This window comes from Mesorhizobium sp. M7A.F.Ca.CA.002.09.1.1, assembly GCF_003998555.1.
Taxonomy (GTDB): Bacteria; Pseudomonadota; Alphaproteobacteria; order Rhizobiales; family Rhizobiaceae; genus Mesorhizobium; species Mesorhizobium ciceri.
On sequence record NZ_RZRR01000271.1, the window covers coordinates 1 to 6,120 of the forward strand.

Consider the following 6,120-nt stretch of genomic DNA (forward strand, 5'->3'; position numbering starts at 1 on the left):
CTCTTGATGCAGCGCGAGCGCGACCGTCGCGCCGGCTTGAACACGGCCGGGTTCGTCTCTGGCTATCGCGGTTCGCCGCTCGGCGGCCTCGACATGCAGCTGTGGAAGGCGAAGAAACAGCTCGCCCAGGCTGACATCGTCTTCCAGCCGGGTCTCAACGAGGAGCTTGCCGCCACCGCCTGCTGGGGGGCGCAGCAGACGGAGCTGCTGGGCGAGGGCACTCATGACGGCGTCTTTTCGGTCTGGTACGGCAAGGGACCGGGCGTCGACCGCTCAGGCGATGTGTTCCGCCACGCCAACCTCGCCGGATCGTCGAAGCATGGCGGCGTGCTTGCGCTGATGGGCGACGACCATATGGCCGAATCCTCGACCAACGCGCACGCCACCGAATTCCTGTTCGTCGACACGATGGTGCCGATCCTCAACCCGGCCGGTGTCCAGGAGATCATCGACTACGGGCTCTACGGCTTCGCCATGTCGCGCTTTGCCGGCACGTGGGCGGCGATCAAATGCGTCAAGGACAACATCGAATCGACCGCCTCGGTCGATGCCGCGCTCGAGCGGCTGAACATCGTCGTGCCGGAGTTCGACATGCCGCCTGGCGGTCTCAACATCCGCCACGAGATCGACATGCTCGGCCAGGAAGAGCGGCTGCATGAACACAAGCGCGCCGCGGCCTCCGCCTTCATCCTTGCCAATGGGCTGAACCGCATCGTCTATTCGGGCGGCCGCAATCCGAAGATCGGCATCATCACGCTCGGCAAGAGCTATCTCGACGTTCGCCAGGCGCTGGAGGATATCGGCATCGACGAAGCGGCCGCCAACCGCATCGGGGTGCGGCTGTTCAAGGTCGGCTGCCCCTGGCCGCTCGACCTGCATCACATCGCCGGTTTCGCCCGCGGCCTCGACACCATCGTCGTCGTCGAGGAGAAGCGCTCGCTGATCGAGGTACAGTTGCGCGAAAGCCTTTATGGCACTGCCACCCAACCGGTCATTATCGGCAAGAAGGACGAGCGCGGCGACTGGCTGTTTCCGGCCAAAGGCGCGCTCGATCCCAACGAGATCGCCATCGCGCTTGGCGAGAGGATCGTCAGGACCATCGGCCCGTCCGAAGAGATTTCGGCGCGGGTGGCAAAACTGCGCCAGTTCCAGGCAATGCTCACCGAGGCCACCGACATCGGCTCGCGCACGCCGTTCTTCTGTTCCGGTTGCCCGCACAATTCGTCCACCAAGGTGCCGGACGGCTCGATCGCCGCGGCCGGCATCGGCTGCCACTTCATGGCGCTGTGGATGGACCGCAACACAGTCGGCTTCACGGCCATGGGCGGCGAGGGCGCGCAATGGGTCGGCCAGGCGCCGTTCTCCAAGCGCGAGCACATCTTCCAGAATCTTGGCGACGGCACCTACAACCATTCCGGTACGCTGGCGATCCGCTTCGCGCTGTCGAGCGATGCCAACATCACCTACAAGATCCTCTACAACGACGCGGTCGCCATGACCGGCGGCCAGCCGCACGAAGGCGGCCTGACCGTCGATATGATTGCCAGGCAGGTGCGGGCAGAGGGTGTCGACCGCATTGCCATCGTCACGGATGAGCCGGACAAATATGCTGGCAAAGCCGAATTCCCGGCCGGTGCCACTATCCATCACCGCGACGACCTCGATCTCGTCCAGCGCGAGCTGCGCGACGTCAAGGGCGTTTCGGTCTTGCTCTACGACCAGACCTGCGCCGCCGAAAAACGCCGCCGCCGCAAGCGCGGCACATTCCCCGATCCCGACAAGCGCGTCTTCATCAACGAACTGGTCTGCGAAGGCTGCGGCGATTGCGGCGTACAGTCGAACTGCGTCTCGATCCAGCCGGTCGAGACCGAATTCGGCCGCAAGCGCAAGATCGACCAGTCGAGCTGCAATAAGGATTTCTCCTGCGTCAACGGCTTCTGCCCGTCCTTCGTCACTGTGCACGGCGCCAAGATCCGCAAGGCCGAGGGCCTGGCCGGCAAGGCCGATCCGCTGGAAGGCGTGCCCGTGCCGGCGCAATTCCCGCTTGGCGAGCAGGGCTGGGCGGCGATCATCGACGGCGTCGGCGGCACCGGCGTCGTCACCGTCGGTGCGGTGCTAGGCATGGCGGCGCATCTTGAGGACAAGGGCTGCGGCATGATCGACATGGCCGGCCTCGCCCAGAAGGGCGGCTCGGTGTTCACCCATGTCCGCATCGCTCGTACCCCGGACGACATCCATGCAATCCGCGTTTCGGCGGGGAAGGCCGATCTCGTGCTTGGCTGCGATCTCGTCGTGTCGGGCGCCAAGAAGGTGCTGACCGCGGTGCGCGAGGGCCACACCATCTTCGTCGCCAACACCGCCGAGATCATGCCCGGCGAATTCGCCCGCTCGGCCGATTTTTCGTTGCCGATAGAGCGGCTGAAAAAGGCGATCCGCGCGGCTGCGGGCGACGACAAGGCACATTTCTTCGATGCCACCCGCACTGCCACGGCACTTTTCGGCAATTCGCTCGGCGCCAACATGTTCATGCTTGGCTTTGCCTTCCAGCACAGCGGCCTGCCGCTGTCCGCCGAGGCGGTCGAGAAGGCGATCGAGCTCAATGGCGAAGCCGTGGCGATGAACATCGCCGCCTTCCGCTGGGGCCGTCGCGCTGCCCATCAGCCGGATTTCGTGCGCGGGCTGGTTGCCCAGCCGGGTCCGACCGCGGCTGGAAAGGCAGGCCAGGCCACGGACACCGCCGAGACGCTGGACGACATCATTGCCCGCCGCGTCGCCTTCCTGACCGCCTATCAGAACGCCGCCTATGGCAGGCGTTATGCCGGAAAACTGGCCGCGTTGCGCGCCGCCGAAGCGAAGGCCGTGCCTGGTTCGACCGCGGTGTCGCAGGCTGCCGCCAGGAACCTGTTCAAGCTGATGGCGATCAAGGACGAATACGAGGTGGCGCGTCTTTACACGGACGGCTCTTTCGCCGCCGAACTGGGCAAGCAGTTCCAGAGCTACGAAAGGCTCGAATTCCACCTCGCTCCGCCGATCATGGGCCGTCGCGGCAATGACGGAAGCCCGCGGAAATCGAGCTTCGGCCCGTGGATGATGAAGGGTTTTCGCGTGCTGGCGGCGATGAAGGGCCTGCGCGGCACTGCCTTCGACCTGTTCGGCTACACCGCCGAACGGCGCATGGAGCGGCAGCTGCTGGCGCGGTACGAGGCGGATCTGGAGCTCATCGCCGGATCGTTGGCCCCAGCCAGGGTCGATGCGGCGGTTGCGCTGGCCTCGGTGCCTGCCCTCATCCGCGGCTATGGCCACGTCCGCCAAGCCAGCGCGCAAAAGGCCGCCGGCGAGCGCCAAAGGCTGCTCGAACGCCTGTCGAGTACGCCGGCGCGGCCCGAACTTCAGGCCGCCGAATGACCGATACGCCTTGTTTACCTGAACGACAGTTTCCTTGCTTTCCGCTGCGTCACCCGGCTTGACGGCAGGAGCGCGAGGGTCTCTCTAAATCTTTCTTAAGGCGGATGTGGCACTGCTTGGCTCCCCAGGGTTGGGATTCAGGCGTTGAATCTGCGAAAAAAGAACGAGATCCCGGTCGACGTCTATATTCCGTTCGTGGAAACCCTGTTTCGCGACGGGCTGACGCTTTCGATCGGCATTCTCGCGCAGACTTTCCTGATCGGCCTGGTCTGGTGGAAGGGCGGCGATCCGCGGTATTTGCTGGTCGCGATCTCGATGGTTCTCATCGGTGTGTTCCGCATGAGAAACTTTCGAAAATACAACAGCATGCCGTCGCCGACGACCTGGGAAGAGGCGCACAAGCGTGAGAATGACTACATTCTCTATGGCTCCCTGCATGGCTTGACGCTTGGCGCTTTCTGCCTGCTCGGCATCTATTTCGCGCGCGATGGTTTCGCCGAAATCGCCTCCGTTTGCCTGACGCTCGCGACGGCGACCTCCATCGCCGGCCGCAACTACGGCTCGCCGCGCATGGTCACCATCCTGACCATTGCCTTGACCTGGCCGATCTCGCTTGGCTTCCTGCTGCGCGGCGACATCTACCATGTCCTCCTCGGGCTGCTGTCGGCGCCGTTCCTGTTCGCCATCCGGAAATTCGCCAACACCGTACGCGATGTGCTTTTTGCGGCCGTCTCGGAAGAGAAGAAGGCCAACCGCATTGCCCAGCGCTTCAACCGGGCGCTCAACACCATGTCGCACGGCCTTGTCATGCTCGGTCCGGACGGCCGCGTCGCGGTGGCCAATGCCGAGGCCGCGCATCTGATGTCGCTCAAGTCGCCCGACGCGCTGCTCGGACGGTCGATCCACGGTCTGTTGATGCGCGGTGTCGCCGGCGGCATGCTGGCGCCCAAGGATTGCCGCTACATCGAGGCGCAGCTGACGCGTGCCCTGCGTGAGGGTCGCGACCGCAAGGTGCTGGTTTCCCTCGCCAACGGCCAGCATTACGAGTTCTCGGCTCGCGAGGGCAGCCAGGAACTGGGCGTCATCACCTTCGAGGACGTCACCGCCCGTGTCGAGGCGGAAGACAAGATCCGCTTCATGGCACGCTACGACAATCTCACCGGCCTGCCCAACCGGGCCTATTTCCATGAATTGGTGGGCGAGGCCATGGCGTCCGGCGATCGCGACCGTCTCTGCGGCCTTGCGGTGCTCGATCTCGACGATTTCAAGAGCGTCAACGACACGCTTGGCCATCCGATCGGCGACGGCTTGATCTATGCCGTTGCCGAGCGGCTTGGCGCCATTGCCAAGCAAGATATCACGGTCAGCCGTTTCGGTGGCGACGAGTTCATGATCTTCTTCGACCGCGTCGAGGATGAGAGCCATCTGACCAGCCAGCTCGACGAGATATTCGCCGGCCTGCAAGGGGAAGTCGACGTCGCCGGTCACGGGCTGCGCATTCAGGCCAGCGGCGGCGCGGTGCTGTCACGGGTCAAGGATACCGATGTCGACGCCATGATCGTGAAGGCGGACCTGGCGCTCTACAAGGCCAAGGAACTCGGCAAGAACAGCTGGCGATTGTTCGAAGCTTCGATGGATGCCGCCTTCCGCAACCGTCAGCTGATGAAGGCGGATCTGCGCACCGCGGTAGAGGGCAAGAGCCTGCGGGTGGTCTATCAGCCGATCGTGGCGATGAGCACCATGCGTATCGCCAGTTGCGAGGCGCTGTGCCGGTGGGATCATCCAGATCTCGGGCCAATCTCGCCCAGCATCTTCATTCCGCTTGCCGAGGAAATGGGCATCATTTCCGAGATCAGCACCTTCGTGCTGCAGGCAGCCTGCGCCGAATGCGCCAAATGGCCCGACCAGACCAGCGTTTCGGTCAATCTCTCGGCCAAGGATTTCCGCAGCCGCGATGTCATCCAGAAGGTTCGCGATGCGTTGGCCGGCACCGGCCTCGCCGCCAGTAGGCTCGAGATCGAGGTCACCGAAACGGCGCTGCTCGACGACAAGTCGCTGACGCGCCAGTATATTGAGGAGCTGAAGCAGCTTGGCGTGCGCATCGCGCTCGACGATTTCGGCACCGGCTATTCGAGCCTGAGCTACCTGCACAAGCTGCCGCTCGACAAGATCAAGATCGACCGCTCTTTCCTGATGGACGTCACCCAGAATCCCCGTTCGCTCGAGCTGCTCAAGGGTATCGTCAACCTGTCGCGGCCGCTGGGGCTTTCGGTGACCGTCGAAGGGGTCGAGACCTTCGAGCAGCTCAAGATCCTGGCGCTGCAGGTCAAGCCTGATCTTGTCCAGGGGTTCCTGTTCGGTTCGGCGCTCAGCGCTTCCGGCATCGAGACGATGTCGAACACGGTATGGCCCTTCGCCAAGGATATCAGGACCGCCAAAAAGGCGGTACGCCGCTGATTTGCGGCGCCTGGCGCATGGTGCCCAGGCACTGAGAGCCCATCCCTGTTTCCATCAGGATTGAACAGGCGCCCAGGCTTTAGGCATTCACTGCATTCGAGGTTTCTTTGCACATCGCGGGCCATGCCAGAATTTCAGCCGCTTCCCGTCATGTTCGAGACACGCTCTTTCCCCGTCGCGACGCAGAAAACGAAGAAAACCACCAATTTTAGTTTTATTTTAGCAATCGTTAACCTTAACGACTGGTAAACGGGCTGC

The 6,120-nt window shown here is 63.4% G+C and carries 2 protein-coding genes; both read left to right on the plus strand.

Going from position 1 to position 6,120, the window contains the following annotated elements; all coding sequences use genetic code 11:
* On the plus strand, nucleotides 1-3,405 hold a 3,405-nt coding region (locus EN994_RS14100; protein WP_164745913.1), incomplete at its 5' end, for an indolepyruvate ferredoxin oxidoreductase family protein.
* Between the two features lie 144 nt (nucleotides 3,406-3,549).
* Nucleotides 3,550-5,862, plus strand: coding sequence for an EAL domain-containing protein (locus EN994_RS14105; RefSeq protein ID WP_063169839.1), 2,313 nt, complete (start codon nucleotides 3,550-3,552; stop codon nucleotides 5,860-5,862).
* Nucleotides 5,863-6,120 lie beyond the last annotated feature (258 nt).